General features: G+C 46.2%; 17 protein-coding genes. All 17 read left to right on the plus strand.

What is annotated here, in order from left to right; translation table 11 throughout:
• Positions 1 to 71 precede the first annotated feature (71 nt).
• The 17 genes from ACPUYX_RS02480 to ACPUYX_RS02560 all read left to right on the plus strand — a co-directional run bounded on the left by ACPUYX_RS02480 (position 72) and on the right by ACPUYX_RS02560 (position 17888).
• On the plus strand, positions 72 to 953 hold the full coding sequence (locus ACPUYX_RS02480) for a radical SAM protein (protein WP_426378144.1): 882 nt from the start codon (positions 72 to 74) through the stop codon (positions 951 to 953).
• Complete coding sequence (locus ACPUYX_RS02485) at positions 950 to 1921, plus strand: radical SAM protein (RefSeq protein ID WP_426378145.1); 972 nt, start codon at positions 950 to 952, stop codon at positions 1919 to 1921. The genes ACPUYX_RS02480 and ACPUYX_RS02485 overlap by 4 nt, the downstream gene beginning before the upstream one ends.
• On the plus strand, positions 1914 to 2738 hold the full coding sequence (locus tag ACPUYX_RS02490; RefSeq protein WP_426378146.1) for a lipoate--protein ligase family protein: 825 nt from the start codon (positions 1914 to 1916) through the stop codon (positions 2736 to 2738). The genes ACPUYX_RS02485 and ACPUYX_RS02490 overlap by 8 nt, the downstream gene beginning before the upstream one ends.
• Positions 2739 to 2906: 168 nt before the next feature.
• Positions 2907 to 3485: a phosphate propanoyltransferase gene (gene pduL, locus ACPUYX_RS02495; RefSeq protein WP_426378147.1), complete on the plus strand. Its 579-nt coding sequence runs from the start codon at positions 2907 to 2909 to the stop codon at positions 3483 to 3485.
• A 322-nt stretch (positions 3486 to 3807) separates the two neighbouring features.
• Positions 3808 to 4482 (plus strand): TraR/DksA C4-type zinc finger protein, encoded by a 675-nt coding sequence (locus ACPUYX_RS02500; RefSeq protein WP_426378148.1) that lies wholly within the window; start codon positions 3808 to 3810, stop codon positions 4480 to 4482.
• Between the two features lie 79 nt (positions 4483 to 4561).
• A complete protein-coding gene (lspA, locus tag ACPUYX_RS02505; protein WP_426378149.1) occupies positions 4562 to 5020 on the plus strand; it encodes a signal peptidase II in 459 nt (152 codons plus the stop codon).
• 18 nt (positions 5021 to 5038) lie between these two features.
• Positions 5039 to 6073 carry an RluA family pseudouridine synthase gene (locus tag ACPUYX_RS02510; protein ID WP_426378150.1) on the plus strand — a complete coding sequence of 345 codons (1035 nt, stop codon included), beginning with the start codon at positions 5039 to 5041 and terminating at the stop codon, positions 6071 to 6073.
• A 165-nt stretch (positions 6074 to 6238) separates the two neighbouring features.
• Positions 6239 to 6784 carry a bifunctional pyr operon transcriptional regulator/uracil phosphoribosyltransferase PyrR gene (gene pyrR, locus ACPUYX_RS02515; protein ID WP_088229041.1) on the plus strand — a complete coding sequence of 182 codons (546 nt, stop codon included), beginning with the start codon at positions 6239 to 6241 and terminating at the stop codon, positions 6782 to 6784.
• A 217-nt stretch (positions 6785 to 7001) separates the two neighbouring features.
• Entirely contained in the window at positions 7002 to 7937 is a 936-nt protein-coding gene (locus tag ACPUYX_RS02520; protein WP_426378151.1) for an aspartate carbamoyltransferase catalytic subunit, read from the plus strand.
• Positions 7924 to 9234, plus strand: a complete 1311-nt coding sequence (locus ACPUYX_RS02525; protein ID WP_426378152.1) for a dihydroorotase — start codon at positions 7924 to 7926, stop codon at positions 9232 to 9234. Before ACPUYX_RS02520 ends, ACPUYX_RS02525 begins: the two co-directional genes overlap by 14 nt.
• Positions 9235 to 9298: 64 nt before the next feature.
• Positions 9299 to 10396, plus strand: a complete 1098-nt coding sequence (carA, locus tag ACPUYX_RS02530; RefSeq protein WP_426378153.1) for a glutamine-hydrolyzing carbamoyl-phosphate synthase small subunit — start codon at positions 9299 to 9301, stop codon at positions 10394 to 10396.
• Positions 10396 to 13569 carry a carbamoyl-phosphate synthase large subunit gene (gene carB, locus ACPUYX_RS02535; RefSeq protein ID WP_426378154.1) on the plus strand — a complete coding sequence of 1058 codons (3174 nt, stop codon included), beginning with the start codon at positions 10396 to 10398 and terminating at the stop codon, positions 13567 to 13569. The genes carA and carB overlap by 1 nt, the downstream gene beginning before the upstream one ends.
• Before the next feature lie 188 nt (positions 13570 to 13757).
• Positions 13758 to 14606, plus strand: coding sequence for a dihydroorotate dehydrogenase electron transfer subunit (locus ACPUYX_RS02540; protein ID WP_426378155.1), 849 nt, complete (start codon positions 13758 to 13760; stop codon positions 14604 to 14606).
• On the plus strand, positions 14593 to 15513 hold the full coding sequence (locus tag ACPUYX_RS02545) for a dihydroorotate dehydrogenase (RefSeq protein WP_426378156.1): 921 nt from the start codon (positions 14593 to 14595) through the stop codon (positions 15511 to 15513). Before ACPUYX_RS02540 ends, ACPUYX_RS02545 begins: the two co-directional genes overlap by 14 nt.
• 50 nt (positions 15514 to 15563) lie before the next feature.
• Positions 15564 to 16274, plus strand: coding sequence for an orotidine-5'-phosphate decarboxylase (pyrF, locus tag ACPUYX_RS02550; RefSeq protein ID WP_426378158.1), 711 nt, complete (start codon positions 15564 to 15566; stop codon positions 16272 to 16274).
• Positions 16275 to 16332: 58 nt separating this feature from the next.
• Positions 16333 to 16941, plus strand: a complete 609-nt coding sequence (gene pyrE, locus ACPUYX_RS02555) for an orotate phosphoribosyltransferase (RefSeq protein WP_426378159.1) — start codon at positions 16333 to 16335, stop codon at positions 16939 to 16941.
• Between the two features lie 92 nt (positions 16942 to 17033).
• Positions 17034 to 17888 carry a YihY/virulence factor BrkB family protein gene (locus tag ACPUYX_RS02560; protein WP_426378160.1) on the plus strand — a complete coding sequence of 285 codons (855 nt, stop codon included), beginning with the start codon at positions 17034 to 17036 and terminating at the stop codon, positions 17886 to 17888.
• Positions 17889 to 17966 lie beyond the last annotated feature (78 nt).

Raw genomic sequence — 17966 nt, forward strand, 5'->3', positions numbered from 1 at the left:
TTCGGGGTAGATATCTAAGTTATAATACGGTACCATCAGAGATAAGTTTTAATTTAAGTGAGGATGAAGAGATGGAGCATGATGATGGGTTGAGCCTGATTCAACAGGCATGGATGGTGCGGCGTAGGAATTTTAACGATGAGATCTTCTTTGACTTTCCCACTCAGACAGAGAGCATCACTCTTACAGGTCACTCCTGTGCTCTTAATTGTGCTCATTGTGGCGGACACTACCTTAAGGGGATGTCTAGTGTCGAAGAGATTCAAATTCGTGGGGCTCTTAATCAGAGTTATCCATTTCGCAGTGCACTTATCAGCGGAGGGTGTACACGGGAGGGGAAGGTCCCTTTCCCTGAACATTTGGAATTTCTGCGCGGGCTTAAAAGAAATGTTCGTTTAAATTTTCACGTAGGCTTATTAAGCAATGAGGAAGTTCCGTTGCTCAAAGATTTAGCCGATGTGATCTCCTTTGACTTTGTAGCCGATCGGGAAACGATACGTGAAGTATATGGCTTGGAGTTTGGCCCGGAGGATTACCGTCGGGTTTTTCTTGCTTTGCAGGACGTATTGCCGGTGATGCCCCATGTAACTCTAGGTTTGAAAGGTGGAGAGTGGCAGGGGGAAGAGGCGGCTTTGGAAGTTCTTTCTGAACTGGATATCCGGGGTTTGATTTTTAATGTGTTTATTCCGACGCCGGGAACACGCTATGCTGATAGGCGGCCGCTGCCGGTGGAGGAGGTTGTTGATTTTTTGGCTAAGGCAAGGATTCGTTTCTCCAAGATACCTTTAGTCTTGGGATGTATGCGTCCCAAGGGAAAATACCGGCAGGTTCTGGATGAAGCTGCCGTTGATTTAGGTCTGAATCGTTTGGTTATGCCGACTCCGGGAGCTCGGCGAAGAGCAGAAGAATTGGGTCTTAAGGTTATACGCGGTGAGGAGTGTTGTGCTTTATGATACGATGTTCTTTGGGTACAGCTAAAGTCTTGGGCTTAAAAAAGGTTAGGGTTGATGTTTTGCCTACAACCGCCTACCTGATGGTCGGAGAACGCTGCCGCTTTAATTGTGCCTTCTGTGCACAAGCCCGCGAGAGTGGTGCTCGGGCAGATCTTCTGTCGAGGGTTAGCTGGCCGGATTATGCCAATGAAGTGTTCCTCCAAGGATTAAGGGCAACTAAGGCTAATATTGGGCTGCAGCGAATTTGTTTTCAAGTGGTTCAGGATAAAGCGGCTCTGGAAGAAACTAAGGATTGGGTTAAAGCTGTTCAATCAGAAACTGGACTGCCAATCTGTGTGTCGGCAGGTCCCCGAAGTCTCGAGGAGGTTAAGGAACTTTTGGATCTCGGTGTTGACCATGTAAGCGTAGCTTTAGATGCCGCAACTCCTGAGATCTATGCCCGCAGTAAAGACGGGTCATGGCAGGAACGAAGGGAGCTGCTTTTCACATCTGCTCAGATGTTTCCTGGTCATATAGCAACTCATTTGATCGTTGGTTTAGGGGAGAGTGAAGAGGAGATGATCCATTGCCTGCAAACTCTCTACGATCACGGTGTTACTACAGCACTCTTTGCTTTTACCCCTGTACGGGGGACGCGAATGGAAGGAGTTGCTCAACCTGAATTGTCTCATTATCGTCGGATACAGGTTGCCCACGATCTCCTCCGAAATCAATTAGGGAGGAAGGACAATTTTACATTTGAACAGGGACAGTTGATCAGCTATGGTATTTCTATTGACGTGCTGAAAGAAAAAAGGGGAGGAATACCCTTTCAAACTTCGGGTTGCACAGGCTGTAATCGTCCGTATTATAATGAAACACCCGGTGAAGAGCTTTATAATTATCCGAGGCCCCTGACTCAAGATGAAGCGGTAAGGGCTTGGGATCAAGTTCGTAAAGGTTTGGAGAAATCAACGGAAAGTGAGTGATCCTATGGATTTTTGGCGTTACCTGCCTTATGCTGTAGCCTCGGGAACTGAGAATATGGCTACTGATGAGGCATTATTACTGACGATGGTTCAAGCTTCTGAGCCTCAACCCGTTTTGCGCTTTTATGGCTGGGACCCGGCAACCTTATCCCTTGGATATGCTCAAAGCTATGAACGAGAGGTTGATGAAAGGGCCTGTCAGGCAGAAGGAATTGACATTGTGCGCAGACCGACGGGTGGGCGGGCGGTTTTGCACCAATATGAGCTGACCTATAGTGTCATAGCCTCAGAAAAGGATCCTAAGGTTTCAGGGACTGTAACGGAATCTTATCTGAAGATCAGTAAAGCCTTATTATCAGGATTTCAAGCCCTGGGAATTCCGGCAGAGATGTCCCTTGGCGGGGTTGCGAAAGAAACAACTACTGCGGCCTGTTTTGATGCTCCTTCTTGGTATGAGCTTGTTGTCAACGGCCGAAAATTGGTGGGGAGCGCTCAGATGCGGAAAGAGGGGATGCTTTTGCAGCATGGGTCCATCCTACTCCATTTTGATGCCGATCTTCTCTTTCGGCTTCTGAAATTCCCCACTGAAGAGCTGAGGGAGCGTTTGTTGAAACGATTTAAACGGAAAGCGTGTGCTTTGGATGAAATTTGGCCCCAGCCCATTGGACGAGAGGATTTGGAACGGGAGATTTGCTGCGGATTTTCTAGAGTTATGAAAATCGATTTGCTTCAAAGTCAATTAACAGATGCTGAAAGACGTTTGATGCAAAAAATTCGTTCCAAATATCGATCTGATGAATGGAATAAGAAACGCTAAGCTAAGGATATTATTAACATAAATTTAAACTGGGATTTACGCTTGGATTTGTGTCGTTTTATGCTGAAATGGAGTATACTATTATTTAATGAAATTTTTACACCCGGAATTTGTTTCGGGCAGATGTTATCATTTCATTCGCAGTAACTATGGAGGGTGATAAATCTAATGGCTAGTTTTATGGTTCCGGTAGGTATCTCCAACAAACATATTCATTTGTCCCAGGCGCATATTGAAGAGCTCTTTGGCGCCGGTCATACTTTGACGAGAACAAAAGACTTAAGTCAGCCGGGTCAGTTTGCCTGTGAAGAAACGGTGACGCTTATTGGTCCCAAAGGTTCCATGCCGGGAATACGTGTTTTAGGACCGGCAAGAAAGGCGTCTCAAGTGGAATTGGCAGCCACGGATACCTTTAAATTAGGAGTTAAACCTCCCGTTCGGGACTCCGGAAAGCTTGAAGGGACGCCAGGACTCGATGTTGAAGGTCCTAAGGGAAAAGTTCATCTCGATGAAGGGGCTATTATTGCAGCTCGCCATATTCATATGACACCTGAAGATGCTCAAAAATATTCCTTAAAGGATGGAGACCATGTCCGGGTTGTGGTCCCAGGTGTACGAGGCGGAATTTTCGACCAAGTTCTTATCCGTGTCAGCCCGAATTATGCCTTGGATATGCACATTGATACAGATGAAGGAAATGCTTTCAGTCTCTCCAATGGCATGCAGTTAGAGGTTCTTTTGGATTAGATTTAGATATTCTTTATATTCTGTGGTAAATGGTGAACTTCGCGTCACAATTATGTGGCGCGGAGTTCTTTTTTTGTACTATCGGAGAGTATAACTTACAGTTTTAGACTGCAAGAAGAGTTAATACGTGCGAAGACAGTGTCTTCGTCTTCTAGCATAAGTGCAACTTAGCTGCCGCTTTCGCCAGAGCTCAGCGTCAGCTAAGTTTTCTTTATGTTATTAAGTTTTTTGGGTAAATCATCAGCGCGTGGGAACACTAAGATTATTGAAACAAGATCAAAATTTAGGAGTTTGTTTGAAGACATTAGAAAGGGGCAGTTAGATGAATAATGGTTCTCGTTATAGAAAATTAATAGATACGCTGCACGCGGAAAAGCAAAGCTTAATGGAGACAGCAACAGAACTTATTAATGGGGATATGAGGGAGTCCTTAGGTGAACTGTCAGTAGCGGACAACCACCCAGCTGACGTGGCGACGGAGGTATATCAGCGTTCTCAGGATGTTGCCTATCATGATCGTTCTGTACATAGGATTGAGGCTATTGATGCTGCTTTAGAGCGTTTTGAGAAAGGCGCCTATGGAGTCTGTGAACGCTGTGGTCAAGAGATCCCTTATGAACGGCTTGAACTTGTACCCTATACGACGGTATGTACTCAATGTAGTCGTGAGGAAGAGAAAGAGGAGCAGCATTCTTTGCATCGTGAACCTGTCGAAGATGAAATTCTCAACCGTCCCTTTTCCCGAACGTTTAATGACGGGACGGATCGAGTCGAATTTGATGGCGAAGATGCCTGGCAGGCTGTAGCCCGTTATGGAACGTCTGATTCACTTCAAGATTTAGGGACAAATAGAGATATATCAGATCCCAATGATTTGTATGAGGATTCTGATGAGGTTATTGGAGCAAGCGAATTTATAGAAACCATTGAGACAAGCCGAGAACCGGAAGGGCGAGGCAATACAATCCACTACAGTGAGAAACATGGGCGCACTTAGATGAATTGCCGGCATAAGGAATAATTTGCTCTCCTTAAAACCCTGTGTTAAGATGAAAAAGAACAGGGGGGTTAAAGGATTGTTGGTCTGGTTTGCAATGATTGGCGTATGGATTGTTGATCGCCTCTTAAAAGTGTTGATTCAAAAAAATTTTGTGCCGGGCGAATCGCTGATAGTCATTCCCAAGGTATTTCACATTACTTATGTCCTTAATCCAGGAGCCGCCTTCGGCTTGATGGCTGGACGCACCTGGGTTTTTGTCGTTACAGCTGTTGTGGTTGTCGGTGGGGTAATTTATGGCCAATTTCGAATTCCCAAAAAAGAAGTACTTCTGCGCTTGGCTATTGGCATGATTGGCGGAGGTGCTCTTGGGAACTTATATGACCGCCTTGTGATTGGCCGTGTTGTCGATTATATCGATGTTCAAATTTGGCCTTATGTTTTTAATTTTGCTGATAGTATGATCGTTGTTGGTGTTGGACTCCTTATGCTGAAGTTATATTGGGACGAAAAAGATCACAAAACCCTTGAAAGATGATAGAATTTTAAATTTGGGATGGTTAAGATTGGCGTGAAAGTAGAAAAAGTTGTTGGCTCAGAACAGGTTGATGCAGACTTCAACGAAGAAATTAACGAGATTGAGTTGGGAGCAGAAGATAGTTCTGACGAAATTGAGAACTTGGAATTTGAGCTTTCGGAAGGTATTAGACTTGATGTTGGGGTTACTAAATTCATAGGAAAAAGCAGGTCTTTTGTTCAGGATCTTATTGCCAGGGAATACGTTAAAGTTAATGGGCAGATTAAAAAAGGAAATTATAAAGTCCACAAGGGTGACAGAATTGAAGCGTCAATTCCAAAACCTCGTCCGGCCAATGCGGAACCAGAGGATATCCCTTTAGATATCCTTTATGAGGACCAGGATGTTTTAGTCGTCAACAAGCCCCAGGGTATGGTAGTCCATCCGGCGCCCGGTGCTTGGACAGGCACTCTCGTTAACGCTTTGTTATACCACTGTCGTAATCTCTCAGGAATTAACGGGGTTTTAAGGCCTGGGATCGTACATCGAATTGATAAGGATACTTCAGGAATTTTAGTAGTGGCTAAAAATGATGATGCTCACCAAAACTTAGCTGCCCAACTTAAAGTACACAGTATGGAACGAATCTATTTTGCCCTGGTTCATGGTGTGATCCATGAACCTTCTGGTACTGTTGATGCTCCCATTGGACGTGACCCGTCGGATCGCAAGCGCATGGCTGTTGTTATGAATCATTCTAAAACTGCTGTCACTCATTACAAAGTTCTGGAACGTTATCCAGATATGACTTTCATAGAAGTGCACCTGGAAACCGGCAGGACTCATCAGATCCGTGTACACATGAATTATCTTAAGCATCCCGTTTTAGGGGATCCTGTTTACGGACCTTCGAAAAACAGGTTCGGGCTAAATGGCCAACTTCTCCATGCGGCCCATTTAGGGTTTAAACATCCCCGAAGCGGGGAATGGATGAGGTTTGACGTTCCGGTTCCTGAAGTGTTCTCTAACCTTCTCAAGTGTTTGCAGGAAGGATTGACATTTCGACCAACCTAAAGTAAACTTAATGTCAGTTGAATGGCCTTTAAATGAAGTCCTGAGAGGCTTGGGAAGGCAGACGGAAGTAAGCTAAGGACTGTCTGCCCGTGGGAGATGGTCCTATTTGTTTTGTCACTCTGATCTGTGTTCTAAAGTTACTCCAGAAGGAAGGAGATGGATACTTTGGAGGGAACGGTTAAAAGCAAGATATTAGATGCTGATGGAATTCGGCGGGCGGTTATCAGGATTGCCCATGAAATTGTGGAGAAAAATAAAGGAACTGATAAACTGATTTTAGTGGGGATTCGACGTCGGGGCGTACCTTTAGCAGAGCGTATCCAAAAGTATATCCTGGAATTTGAAGGAGTACAGTTACCCTTGGGGATTTTGGACATAACACTTTATCGGGATGATTTGAGTACGATTGATGTTCAGCCTGTTGTTCATGAAACGGATGTCCCGGTTAGTGTTGAAGGGAAAACGGTAATACTGATTGACGATGTTTTGTATACCGGACGAACCGCCCGTGCAGCCTTAGATGCCACCATGGATTTAGGCCGGCCGGAGCGGATTCAGCTTGCTGTGTTAGTTGATCGCGGACATCGGGAACTTCCCATTCGCGCAGATTATGTCGGCAAAAACTTGCCTACTTCCCGCCGGGAAATCGTCGCAGTTCAATTACAGGAAGTTGATGAAGCAGAAGAAGTACTTCTCCTGGAGCGGGTTTAATTGCAAGTTAACAAGTGAATAACAACGAACTATGACCTAACCCTTTAAATACCATCCAGAGAGATGGGCAAGGGGCGAGTAGGATCTTTGGCCATGCCTATTTTAGTCCTCTCCCTTCTTGGGAGAGGACTTTTGGTTTTTAGTCTCAATCTTGTTTTGGATAAAAGTTGCAGCGAAGGGGATACCAAAAAGTAACAGCATTATTAGGAGGGTTACGATGAAATTGCAGCGTAAAGACGTTCTTGGGTTAGAAGAGATGGATGTGGAAGAAATTCGTCAGATCTTGCAGACAGCAAAAGTGATGAAGGGGATTTTGATGCGGCCCATAAAAAAGCTGCCTACACTTAAAGGAAAATCCGTTGTCAATCTTTTTTATGAGGCCAGTACAAGGACAAGAACGTCCTTCGAAATGGCGGCTAAAGTCTTAGGGGCGGATACGACAAGCATCGCTGTGGCTCAAAGCAGTGTGAGCAAAGGAGAAAGTTTGTACGATACTGCCAAAACTATTCAGGCTATGCGCGCTGATTTAGTCATTCTCAGACATTCAAGTTCAGGTTCAGCAAGCTTTTTGGCGGATATTCTTAATTCAGGGGTTATTAATGCGGGAGATGGTCAACATGAACATCCGACCCAAGCCTTGCTGGATATATTTACGATGGAGGAAAAGCTGGGAGAGCTGGAAGGGAAAAACGTGGTTATTGTGGGGGACGTTTTACATTCCCGTGTAGCCAGGAGCAACGCCTGGGGCCTTAGAAAACTTGGAGTCAATGTTACCTTGGTGGGTCCTCCGACTTTGGCACCGGCGGAGATGGGAGGCTTGGGGGTTAAATTGACTCATGATTTGGACAGCGTTTTACCGGGCGCCGATGTGGTGATGGCCCTGCGTTTACAATTGGAACGTCAAAAAAGCGGACTGTTTCCCAGCCTGCGGGAATACAGTCATCTTTATGGTTTAACGACCGAGCGCTTAAAGAAGACCGGCAAACAAAGCGTGGTTATGCATCCCGGTCCGATGAACCGCGGAGTGGAAATTTCCGATGAGGTGGCAGACAGTGCTCAAGCCTTAATTGAGCGTCAGGTGACAAACGGTGTAGCAATTCGTATGGCCTTAATCTATCTCTTGATTGGAGGGTCCGCTAATGTTGTGGCTTAAAGATGTTTTGGTTGTTGATCCTAGTCAAAAACTATCGAGTCCGCAGAGTGTTCTTGTTAAAGAAGGAAAAATCCTGGCGATTTCTTCGTCCATGAGTGATGAAGAGGTTCAATTCAAAGCACAGGGCGAAGCTATAGAGACAATTAACGGTCAGGGCAAGTTCCTTTTCCCAGGTTTAATCGATGTTCATACTCATTTGCGCGAACCGGGGCAGGAAGACAAAGAGGATATCTTAAGCGGTTCTCGCGCTGCTGTGCGCGGAGGGTTCACGACGATTTTAGCTATGGCCAATACCCAACCGGTTATTGATAAGCGGGCCCTGGCGGAGTTTGTACGTCTTCAAGGTGAACGAGCCGGATATGCCCATGTCCTGCCCATTGGAACTGTAACTAAAGGGATGCAAGGTGAAGAACTTGTTGAGATGGCGGATATGAAAGAAGGCGGAGTTGTTGCCTTTTCGGATGACGGAAAAAATATTCAAAATCCGGAAGTCATGAGACTGGCCTTAGAATATGTTAAATTAACGGGACTGCCGATCATTAGCCATTGTGAAGACAACTATTTAGCTGGAGACGGACTTATGCGCAGAGGAATAGCCTCGGGACGCATGGGACTCAAAGGAATTCCGGCCAGTGCCGAAAGTGTCATTGTTGCCCGGGACTTGATTTTAACAGAAGAAACAGACGGAAAACTTCATTTAGCCCATATTTCCACAGCGGAAAGCGTGGAGTTGATCCGAAGGGCGAAAGCACGAGGCGTGAATGTCACAGCGGAAGTTAATCCTCACCATCTTATATTCTGTGACGAAGATATTCATCTTACAGATACTGCCCTTAAGGTAAATCCGCCGCTGGCTACCCAAGAAGATCGGGCTGCCCTTATTGAAGGGCTTCAAGATGGAACTATCGATATGATTGCGACAGACCATGCCCCGCATACCCAGGCGGAAAAAGCGCGTCCTTTTGCTGAAGCTCCCTTTGGTATTGCGAGCTTGGAAACGGCTCTTAGTGCTGTTTATCAGTATCTGGTGCTCACGGGGAAACTTTCCTGGGAGCGGGTCATTGAGGCCTGGAGTCATTCTCCGGCTAAGCGCTTCGGGTTAAAGGGAGGAACGCTTAAGCCGGGAACTCCTGCGGATATGGTCCTTTTTGATCCGGGCTATAAAGAAGTTATCGAGCCGGGCAATTTAGTATCCAAAGCCAGAAATACACCATTTTTGGGAAAAACCCTGCAAGGCTTTCCAGTGATGGTCTGGGTGGAGGGCCGGTTAGTCCAAAGAAACCGTATGCTTCTGTAATCATTGCTTAGTATTATTTAATTTAAGGCTTAAAATGTTATGAGAGTTGAGAGGGAGTGTCGAGGTGGCTTATCTCGTTTTTATGGATGGGACAACCTTCGAGGGGGAAACGTTTGGAGCGTGGGAGAAATGTTCTTCCTCATTGGCAGCAAGGGAAGTAGTCTTTAATACGTCCATGAGTGGATATCAGGAGATGATTACGGATTTATCCTATGCCGGGCAGATTCTGGTACTCACTCAGCCACAAATCGGAAATTATGGCTGGCATCATGAAGAAAATGAAGCTGACAAAACCCGTCTGCAAGGGCTTATTGTGCGTGAACTTTCCCAAGGTGAGGGAAGTCTGCATGCTGAGGGGTCTTTGGAGGACTATTGCCAGCAGCATAATGTTCGAGGACTAAAAGGTGTTGATACGAGAGCACTGACGCGATATCTGAGGGAATTTGGCACGTTGCCGGGAGTTTTAACAGAGACACGGGAAGAAGGACTTGTTTTTTGGCAGAAGCAGCAAGACAGTTCAAATGAACATTGGGTTTATCGCTCAACAGTTAAGGAAGTTTATGAAATTCCGGGGTCAGGTCCTTTGATAGCTTTGCTCGACTTTGGAGCCAAACGAAATATTCTTCGTTCTCTGCAGCAGAGAGGCTATCGAATTATGGTTTTCCCGGCAGGATCAACAGCTGAGGAAGTCTTAAGACAGCGTCCAAGGGGGATGGTTTTAAGCAATGGTCCCGGAGATCCCAGCGAGTTGCCTGAAGTCGTTGCTGTGGTCCGTCAATTGTATGATAAGCTGCCTGTTTTAGGTATCTGTTTAGGGCATCAGCTTCTCGCTCTGGCGGCTGGTGGTGAGACCTATAAGCTGCCTTATGGACATCGTGGAGGGAATCATCCGGTCCTTGATTTGCGAACAGGGAAAGCAACGATGACCTCCCAAAATCACGGTTATGCCGTTAGGGAAGATTCGTTAAAAGGATCCGGTTTTGAAGTGGCCATGCGTAATCTTAATGACGGAACGGTAGAAGGGATGGAGCATACAACGTATCCGGTAATATCTGTCCAGTTTCACCCGGAAGGGGCTCCCGGTCCTGAGGAGAATTGTGAAATTTTTAATCGCTTTACTAAAATGGTGGACGAAAATAGCCTGAGGAAGGGGAGAAGGTAATGCCCAAGCAAGAGTGGAGAAAAGTTTTGGTTATTGGTTCAGGCCCCATTGTAATTGGGCAGGCGGCTGAGTTTGATTACGCCGGAACTCAGGCATGTCGGGCAATACGTGAAGAGGGAATTGAAGTTATTCTGGTCAATTCTAATCCGGCGACCATTATGACAGATCGCGAGACGGCAGATCGGATTTACATTGAACCTTTGACCGTAGAATCCGTAGAGCGGATTATCGAAAGGGAGAGACCTGACGGTTTAATCCCGACTATGGGCGGACAGACGGGCCTTAACTTAGCTTATCAACTGGCTAAAGGCGGAGTGTTGGAACGTTGTGGTGTCACGTTGATGGGGACTTCTTTGCAGAGTATTGATCAAGCCGAAGATCGTGAAAGCTTTCGGGAGTTAATGCAGCACTTAGGCGAACCTATCCCAGAGAGCAAAATCGTAGATAACATCGAGGACGCTCTGAAGTTTGCCGGGGAAACGGGTTATCCGTTGATTGTGCGCCCTGCTTTTACTCTGGGGGGTACAGGAGGCGGAATCGTTGAAAGTGATGAGGAACTGGAACAGATTGCCCGGAGTGGTCTGCAAGCGAGTCTTATTGGCCAGATACTCGTCGAACGCAGCGTCGCCGGTTGGAAGGAAATTGAGTTTGAGGTTTTGCGGGACGGTATTGGCAACTGTATTACCATCTGCCATATGGAGAATATGGACCCTGTGGGAATACATACAGGAGACAGCATCGTTGTTGCACCCTGTCAAACATTAACCGATCGGGAAGTTCAGATGCTGCGCAGTGCTTCGCGCAGGATTGTCAATGGCTTGGGGATTGAGGGAGGATGCAATGTTCAGTTTGCTCTCCATCCGTCAACGATGGAATATGTTGTTATTGAGGTTAATCCTCGACTCAGCCGTTCCAGTGCTCTTGCTTCCAAAGCTACAGGTTACCCTATCGCTAAGGTTGCTGCGAAAATCGCTTTGGGGTACGCTTTGACTGAACTGAAAAATGCCGTAACGGGTAAAACCTCTGCCTGTTTTGAACCGGCACTGGATTATGTTGTGGTGAAAATTCCGCGTTGGCCCTTTGATAAATTTACAGATGCGGACCGCAAGTTAGGCACGCAGATGAAAGCTACCGGAGAAGTTATGGGCATTGGCAGGAATTTAGAAACGGCCTTGTTGAAAGCTATTCGCTCGCTGGATATTAAAGTATCCGGAGTTCTTTTACGGGAACTGGAGAACTTAAGGGATGAAGAACTTAAAACTGCCTGTCAGCAGCCGGATGATCGTCAATTGTTTGTTCTGGCCGAAGGAATAAGACGTGGATGGCCTCTCGAGGAACTTGCTTGTCTAACAGGCTGGAATGCCTACTTCCTCATGATTATTAAACGTTTGGCAGACTTTGGCACAGTTTTAAAAATGTTCCCTTGGGATGCAGAGAAATTAAGAAAAGGTAAACGATTGGGCTTTTCCGATTCTGAAATCGCAGAGTTTTGGCATTGCACAGAAGATGAAATCTATTATTTCAGAGGTAAGAACGGAATTTTACCTGTATTTAAAATGGTTGACACTTGTGCCGGAGAGTTTGAAGCGACAACTCCTTATTTTTACTCCAGCTATGATGTTGAAGATGAGGGAGAAGTCCATAGGAAGCCTAAGGTGGTCGTCCTGGGGTCGGGCCCGATTCGGATTGGTCAAGGGATCGAATTCGATTATTGTTCTGTACATGCCGTCTTGGCCTTGAGGCGGAGAGGGTATGAGAGTATTATTATCAATAATAATCCCGAAACTGTCTCTACAGACTTTGATACTGCTGACCGGCTCTATTTTGAACCTTTGACGCTGGAGGATGTTTCGGCGATTCTCGATAAAGAACAACCTGAGGGTGTTATCGTCCAGTTTGGCGGGCAGACGGCCATTGGTTTAGCCGGCGGCTTAGAGAGGCGGGGCTACCGTATTTTAGGCACCAGTGTGGAAAATATTGACCGGGCAGAAGAGAGAGGTACTTTTGATCGTGTCTTGCAGGAATTAGGGGCTAAGCGCCCGCGGGGCGGCGGAGCAACAACTATGGAACAGGTTTGGCAAGTGGCAGAACGGATAGGTTTCCCCTTAGTCGTTCGCCCTTCATACGTTCTTGGCGGACGGGCTATGGAAATTGTTTATGAAGAGAAAGAGTTAGAGTTTGTCGTCAGGCGTGCTTTCAGTGCTTCTTCCGATCAGGAAATCTGGATGGATCAATATCTCCTCGGCAAGGAAGTGGAGGTTGACGCAATTTCCGACGGGAAGAACGTCTTTATTCCCGGCATTATGGAGCATTTAGAGCGGGCAGGAGTCCATTCAGGAGATTCAATTGCCGTATATCCCCCCCAATCCTTGGAAAAGCCGATGCACAATAAAATTATTGCTTTGACAGAATCCTTGGCGCGTTCGTTAAACATCAAAGGCCTTTTAAATATTCAATATGTCATTTATCAGAAGGAACTATTTGTTCTGGAGGTCAACCCGAGATCCAGCAGAACGGTGCCTTTTTTGAGCAAAGTAACAGGGGTACCTATCGTGGATTGGGGGACCCAGGTTATCTTAGGCAGGGGTTGGGAGGACATTGGAATACCCCATGGTATTTGGCCGCTGGAGAATCGAGTTGCTGTCAAGGCGCCGGTCTTCTCCTTTTCCAAGCTGCAAAAGGTTGAACCTTCTTTAGGACCGGAAATGAAATCCACCGGAGAAGTGATGGGGATGGATAGAACTTATGAAAAGGCACTGTATAAGGCGCTCTTAAGTGCGGGGCTTTCCTTTACCCCCTACGGGACAGTACTTGTCACCCTGGCGGATAGAGATAAAGCTGAAGGAGTCGATCTCGTCCGCCGTTTTGTGGAACTTGGGTTTCGTATCTTAGCTACAGAAGGAACGGCTCGCTATTTAAAGAATAAGGGAATAAGAGTTGATCCGATTGCTAAGATTCATGACGGCTCTGATGAAATTATTGAGGGGATCCGTAAACAAAAAATTCAATATGTCGTAAATTCTACGACTCATGGCCGGGTTCAGGAAAGCGATGGTTTTGCAATCCGGAGAGCGGCCGTAGAGTACGGGATTCCTTGTTTTACGAGTTTGGATACGGCGGCAGCCCTGCTTCATGTCTTAGAAAGTATTTCCCCCAGTCTCCTGCCGCTATAAGTAACAATGTGGAAAACAATTAATCATTCTCAGACACACAATTTTGCGAACCTTATTATCAATTAAGATTACCACTTCTTAAGTGTTAGTGGTTTCCATACCTTGCTTCGGTGGCGCTTTCGTCACCGAAGCACGATGTTCAGCTTTAGCTGAACAGTTTACTGTATCCTTAGAAAGGAGAGAATGCTATGCTTTCTCAGGGACTGGTCGTTAGTCATGAACAAATGGGCGACAGTGATCAAAAGCTCAGGCGACTGGTTCTCCAAGGACCTGTTGCCCAAACTGCCAAGGCAGGACAATTCGTAACGGTTCAGGTTCAGGATTCCGCGCGGACTTCTTTTGATCCTTTATTGAGGCGCCCCATTAGTATTGCTGAAATTTCTCAGGAGCGTGATGAGATCACGCTCCTTTACCGGATCAAAGGCAGGGGAACAGAAATTCTGGCACAGGCTCGCTGCGGGGATAGTCTCAGTATCATGGGCCCTTTAGGAAATGGTTTCTCGCTGCCTGAAGAGGGAGAACTTTGGTTAGTTGCCGGAGGGATTGGCATTTTTCCGTTGTTTGCTTTAGTCCAAAGCGCCTTAAGTCAAGGGCTGAAAGTACGGCTATTTTGGGGAGGAGAAAGTAAGACCTTTTTGGAAAGTGCTGGATTGACATCATGGAAAGAATTGGAGATCGAACTAAGTCTCAGCACTTTGGATGGGAGTCTGGGCGAAAAGGGTTTAGTGACGGAACTTGTTCAAAGCGCTCTGTCACAAAACAAACCGACAGAATCGAAACCAGAAGCCATGGAAGTCAGAGTAAGTGTGGCTGCTTGCGGTCCCAAAGGAATGATGCAAAGCATTACTGAACTCTGCCAAAGGTTCAATGTTCCGATAGAAGTTTCTTTGGAAGAACGAATGGGCTGTGCTGTGGGAGCGTGTCTGGGGTGTGTATGTACTTTAAAAGATAAGGCCGGCCGCTTAATTCATAAGAAAGTTTGTTTAGATGGGCCAGTTTTCAGGGGTGAGGAGGTTGTGTGGAATGAAACCTGTTGATCTGACGACTCAGCTTGGCGGAATTAGCCTCCGAAATCCCGTAATTACGTCTTCAGGAACCTATGGCTTTGGTGAGGAGTATCTGGCTTACTGTCCTCTTGAAGCGTTGGGAGGGATAACCTTAAAGGGAATTACTCCGCTTCCTCGCTTGGGCAATCCTGTGCCGCGTCTTGCAGAAACTCCCGCGGGGCTGTTAAATGCTGTTGGACTGGAAAATCCGGGACTGGAGGAATTCCTGAAATCTTATCTGCCTAAACTAAACAAGGTTCCTACGGCGGTAATCGCTAATATATCTGGGTTTTCTTTGGATGATTATGCCTGTATGGCTCGGGCTTTAAAAAAGGGGTCGGGAATAACGGCCCTGGAAGTTAATATATCTTGTCCCAATGTGAAACATGGTGGGATGCATTTTGGTACTGATCCCAGGAGTGCACAGGAAGTTATTGCTGCCGTTAGAGGTGAAACGGACTTACCTATTATCGCCAAGCTTTCTCCTAATGTTACGGATATTGTAGAGATGGCCCGAGCAGTTCAGCGCGGGGGAGCTGATGTGCTTTCTCTGATTAATACACTCTTAGGCATGACTATCGACTTGAATTCCCAACGCCCAGTTTTGGCGAATACCTTTGGTGGGCTTTCCGGGCCTGCAATTCGGCCTGTAGCTGTGAGGATGGTTTGGCAAGTGTCTGAGGCAGTGGATTTACCCATCATTGGGATGGGAGGGATTACTTCCTGGCAGGATGCGGTGGAATTTCTCTTAGCTGGCGCAACGGCTGTCAGCATCGGCACAGGGAATTTCTATAACCCTCAGGTTCCTTTGGACGTGGTTGAAGGCATCCGCAATTACTGTGAACAGAGAGGGTATTCTTCAGTACAGGAATTAGTAGGCTTAGCCCATCGGGGTTAGATTTTCAAATCCTAATTGGACGTGATCGAGAGAAAAAAGGAGGGCTATGAGTGGATAGCAACTTAAATAAGAGAATTATGGTCGCCTTGGATGTCAAAGGGCGGGAAGAAGCTCTTGTCTTAGCAAATGTTCTCCAAGGCAGCGGCTGTTGGCTAAAAGTCGGCATGGAACTTTATGCCTATACCGGCCCGGCGATGATTCGTGAACTAAGGGCACTGGGATTCCCAATTTTTTTGGATCTGAAATTGCATGATATTCCAACGACTGTTGAACGGGCTATGCGAGGATTTGTGCAAGCAGGGGTGGATATGATCAATGTCCATTGCAGTGGAGGCTATGAGATGATGGCTCGAGCAGCTGCGGCGGTTCATGATGAAGGAGAAATGTTGGAAGTAGTGCCCAAAGTTATAGGAGTGACCGTTCTGACCAGTATGTCGGAACACCAATTTCGTGAAGAGTTAGGAGTAGAGCGTAAACTGGAAGATCATGTTGTGATGCTGGCTAAGCTTGCTGAAAGGGCGGGTCTGGATGGGGTTGTCGCTTCTGCTCAGGAAGCCAAGGAAATTCGCAGGAATACTGCGTCGGAATTTTTGATCGTTACACCGGGGATTCGACCGGCTTGGAGTGAAGCGGATGATCAAATGAGGGTTTTAACTCCACACGAAGCCTTAGCTGCGGGCAGCTCTTATCTTGTGGTTGGCAGGCCGATTACGCGTGCCAAGGACCCCAGACAAGCTTTAGAGAGATTATGGCTAAGATAAGACACAGATAAACAAAGCAAAAATAAGTAAAGAAAGCAACGAAAAAGGAGCGAAAGCAATGACGGAAAATCAGAAGCAGAACGAAAGTATGACACTTAAAACTGAAGAATATCTTGACTTATTCAGAAAAAGCAATGCCTTGTTAGAGGGGCATTTCCTCTTAACGTCCGGAAAACACAGCGGGCAGTATATGCAATGTGCGCAAGTCCTGCAGTATCCCGACCGGGCGGCAGTTTTAGCAGAAGGCTTAGCCGATTTCTTTCGGGATTTCAAAATTCAAACCGTAATAGGACCCGCCATGGGGGGGATCCTGGTTGCCCATGAAGTCGCTAAGGCTCTCGGTGTACGTGCCTTGTTCACGGAACGGGAAAATGGGATCATGCGGCTGCGCAGAGGGTTTACGCTTTCACCTGAGGAACGAGTTCTGGTCGTGGAAGATGTTGTGACGACAGGCGGATCTGTGCGTGAAGTCATTGCGGTGGTTCAAGAGATGGGAGCTGTTCCCGTGGGAGTTGGGGTTTTGGTTGATCGCAGCGGTGGGACAGTGGATTTCGGTTTGCCCCAGAGTTCTGTTCTTCAACTTAAAATTGAATCCTATGCTGCTGAGGAGTGTCCTCTTTGTGCCCAAGGGCTCCCCGCTATAAAGCCCGGAAGCCGAAAACTCTAAGGTAAACTTTTCTAGGAAGTATTTGGCTTAAGGAACCGTTTCTTGGGAATGCTAGGTCAGAGTTGTTTCCAGGAGGCGGGTGAGATTAACACATGATTATAGGCCAAAAGGTCATTACCTTTGTTCGGACTTTAGTGACGTCAATTATGGAACATAATATTGCTGCTTTGGCAGCAGTTATAGCTTTTTTTGGCTTTTCGTCTATGATTCCGCTGCTGCTTCTTTTAATCTATGGTGCTTCAATTTTTATTCCTCAGGAGACCGTACAGAACTTCATATCGGCTGTTTTTCAGTCCTATGTTCCGGCCTTGCCGGATGCTAAACTCTATCTTTCGCAAAACGTGTCCAGATTGGTCTTATTGGGCTCGAACAAAGTTGGGCTCTTTGGAATCCTTGGGCTGCTATGGACAACCGTGGGCGGTTTTGTATCCTTCCAGCGGATTTTAGATACAATCTGGGAGGTGCGCAAGAGACGATCTTTTATTAAACAGTATTTCGTTGGCTTTGGTATGCTTATGATTCTCGTCAGTCTAACGATTGTTTCCTCCTTGGCAACGATTGTATCTCTGGCTCTCGTAAAAAATTTCCTTACTCCCAATCAGAGTATCCCTTTATGGTTAGCTCTTTTTCATGGGATATCGCACTTAGCCTTTCCTTTGCTGCTGTTTCTGACTTGCCTTTTTTGTTACAGATTTTTGCCTTCCCAAGCTATTCGCAGCCCTTATCTTTTTGTAGGTGCATTGATTTCAACTATAGGAATATATCTTTCACGAGTGGCCTTTGTTTGGTATACAGAGCATTTAGGACGCTATGAGATGATCTATGGGAGTTTGACGTTCATTATGCTGTTTACGTTCTGGGCCTATATTTCCTGCATTATTGTGCTGTTTGGAGCCGAAGTGGCAGTCACTTTGAACATGTTATTTAAACCCTTTTCAAGAAGCTAATCATTTTTCTGCCGATTGAGTTGTTGTTTTGTTTTTTTAATATGATACCAGGCTGCAACGAGTAGAACTATAGTAAAG

This window comes from Desulfosporosinus sp. SYSU MS00001, from assembly GCF_049943955.1.
Classification (GTDB): domain Bacteria; phylum Bacillota; class Desulfitobacteriia; order Desulfitobacteriales; family Desulfitobacteriaceae; genus Desulfosporosinus.